4 protein-coding genes are annotated in these 2,776 nt (G+C 59.0%); all 4 read right to left on the bottom strand.

The genetic code is table 11. The features are described 5' to 3' along the window. Window positions 1–198: ribose-phosphate pyrophosphokinase-like domain-containing protein (locus IOB61_RS01485; RefSeq protein WP_290811141.1), on the bottom strand; the 198-nt coding region annotated here is incomplete at its 3' end. A 104-nt stretch (window positions 199–302) separates the two neighbouring features. Beyond that, the gene (gene pgeF, locus IOB61_RS01480; protein WP_290811138.1) at window positions 303–1,130 is read right to left on the bottom strand and encodes a peptidoglycan editing factor PgeF; all 828 of its coding nucleotides are present in this window, start codon (window positions 1,128–1,130) and stop codon (window positions 303–305) included. Between the two features lie 6 nt (window positions 1,131–1,136). Continuing rightward, a complete protein-coding gene (locus tag IOB61_RS01475; RefSeq protein ID WP_290811135.1) occupies window positions 1,137–2,234 on the bottom strand; it encodes an SAM-dependent methyltransferase in 1,098 nt (365 codons plus the stop codon). A 5-nt stretch (window positions 2,235–2,239) separates the two neighbouring features. Beyond that, on the bottom strand, window positions 2,240–2,776 hold a 537-nt coding region (lgt, locus tag IOB61_RS01470), incomplete at its 5' end, for a prolipoprotein diacylglyceryl transferase (protein ID WP_290811132.1).

Genomic DNA, 2,776 nt, shown 5'->3' with positions numbered 1-2,776 from the left:
TTCCATCAAATGGTCATTGGCTGGTGCGCTGGTCGATTGGATGATGAAGACGTCTTCCCCGCGCACATTTTCATCAATGGTCGCGAAAATCTCATTATCCGCAAAGCGGCGAACTTGGGCGCGCGTCAGGGGCACATCGAGATAATCGGCGATGGAGGATGCCAAAGGCTGGTTGGCGTTGCCTGCAAGCAATTTCATGGTGATCAATCCCCGTCCCAAGCGCCAATCGACGTCATGACGCGACGTGATTGCCTGAGCGGTCGATTAAGCAGAGAGCGCCCCGCGCGCAAGCCTTTGTGATGCTATCGGACGATACGAATGGCAGACAAATTTCGTCCGTAATCGGCTTCACCAGCCAGATTGCGTCGACGGTTCGAGAAGAAGTGCGATTCTTCCGCGCACGTGTCATGCGGCAGCACATCAACTGCGCCTAAACCCGCGGCCCGCAAGCGGGCTGCGCAATAGCGCTTCAGGTCAAAAAGCGAGCGATCGTCTCTGCCGGGGATGAAGAATCGCTCGTTGGCTGGGTCGGCTTGGATGAAGGTGGCCACAAATTCAGGGCCAACTTCATAGCTCGCTTGGGCAATACAAGGCCCGACGGCGGCCACGATGCGGGCAGGGGAGCCGCCGAGCTTGACCATCTTGGCAATCGTGGCTTCCAAAATGCCGCCAATCGCGCCCTTCCAACCGGCATGGGCAGCAGCCACAATGCGTGCGGCAGGGTCAGCAAACAAGATTGGGGCGCAATCGGCTGTTAAAACCGAAGGGGCGACCGACGGGCAGCGCGTCACCAATGCATCAACTTGTGGGCGCTCGCCTTGGAATGGGCCATCCACCATCAAAGCGTCTGCCCCATGGACTTGATAGGCGGACAACAAACGGTCGGGCGAGACGCCAATATGGCTGGCGATGCGGCGACGATTCTCAGCCACATTGGCTGGATCATCGTTGGAGCCGGGGCCAGAATTCAGGCTCTCATAAATGCCGGAAGAGACCCCACCCACGCGACCATAAAAGCCATGTTCGAACCCTGCCAATTGCGACAGCATGGCTGAGCGCACAGGGGCGAGTTCAAAGATAATTTCTTCAGATGGCAGTGTGGGGGAGAGGGGTGCGGCGACGTCTGACATGGTCGGTTAAAGTCCAATGGGTGGACCATGGGCGGTGTTGAGGGGAGACTCAAGGGCCACCACATGGAACAGCCCGCCCATATGCGCCTCTCCAATCAGTCTTTCCACACTGCGAGTCAGCTCAGATTCGCAGTGGGGGTTTGCACGAATGAGGGCATCGCGACGGGCTTCTATACCAAGGCTTTGCAAAAACTCCCGTTGGGTTACCGGGCCAGATGCGCCAAGACCGCTGGCTTTCGCCAAAGAAATCAGGGCTTTAAAATTGACATGGGCAGTAAGGTCTGCTTCGCCAACATGGTCGAGTGGATGGATTTTTTGGTGGCGGTAGAGCGCTTGGAAACTATCGCCCGGCTGCCCACTCAGATCGCCATAGTCAATCAGAAGGGCGCGGCCACAGCCTGTGTGCAGGCGCTGACTGAGGTGATCAACGAGGCCGGCAAGGCCCGGCGCTTCCTCTCGCACGGCCCCCACGCCGTCATCGCGATGCGCGCATGGGGGTGGCATTGGCAGAAGCGGGCCAAGGCCAAAAGTCAGGCGACCCTCAGCATCGACCCCCACAAGCTTCTCGTGCCAGCCTTGCTCGCCTCGGACATATTGGCGGATCGGCAAACAGTCGAGAAACTCATTGGCGATGATGAAGCTGGCGCCCGGCGGCACGTCTTCAAGGCTGTCATGCCAGCGCGCGGGATGGCTGCCCAGCGCGGTTTGTTGAGCTTCGCGCAGGCCGGGGTTTGTTTCGACCAGATGGAGTTGCAGCCCAGCCATAAAGCCCGGTACGCGTTGGCACACACGCAACATATCGGCCATCAGGGTTCCCCGCCCCGGCCCCAATTCGATCAGCTGAAAGGGGGCGGGGCTGCCGAGGTCCAGCCAGCTTTGTGCAACCCAAAGACCGATTAGTTCGCCAAAAATCTGACTGATTTCCGGGCTGGTGATAAAGTCCCCGCGTGAGCCCAAGGGCAAGCGCGTGGCATAATAGCCCGCTTGGGGGTCATAAAGTGCGTGCGCCATGAAGGCATCGACGCTGATGGGGCCACAGGCCTTAATCATCGCCGCCAAGCGGGTTTCAAGCCCGGTAGGCGGTGGCCGCTCTGGCGTGCTCACAGCCCTTAGCCTGCCGGTTCGGACTTGGCTTTACCCGCCCGCAGGCTGGCCCAAATAAACAGCCCAATCCCGAACGCCACCATGGGGAAGGAATAAAATTCCCCATGGGTGAAGCCGAGGATTAATGCCGCATCGGGTTCGCGGAATTGCTCACCAATCAGGCGCGCCACCCCATAGCCCCCGACGAATAGGCCCGCAGCTTGGCCGGGGCGCTTCAAAATACCAAAGCGCGCAACCGCTACTTGCAACACGATGAACAGCACAATGCCTTCCAGCGCGGCTTGATAAAGCTGGCTGGGGTGACGCGTCAGGCCTTCAGGATCGGTGCGGAAGATAAAGCCCCATGGCACGTCTGTGACCCGTCCATAGAGTTCTTGATTGATGAAATTCGCCATACGACCCAAGAACAAGCCAATGGGAGAGACAATGGCCACGGCGTCGCCCAAGGAGAGAATGGACTTCTTGCGCCCAAGTGCGGTGCCAATGACGGCCAAACAGACCCCAAGGAAGCCACCATGGAAACTCATCCCGCCTTCCCAGAC

It is taken from the genome of Aquidulcibacter sp., assembly GCF_020253525.1.
Lineage (GTDB): Bacteria > Pseudomonadota > Alphaproteobacteria > Caulobacterales > Aquidulcibacteraceae > Aquidulcibacter.
This window is presented reverse-complemented; position numbering and strand designations above follow the sequence as displayed.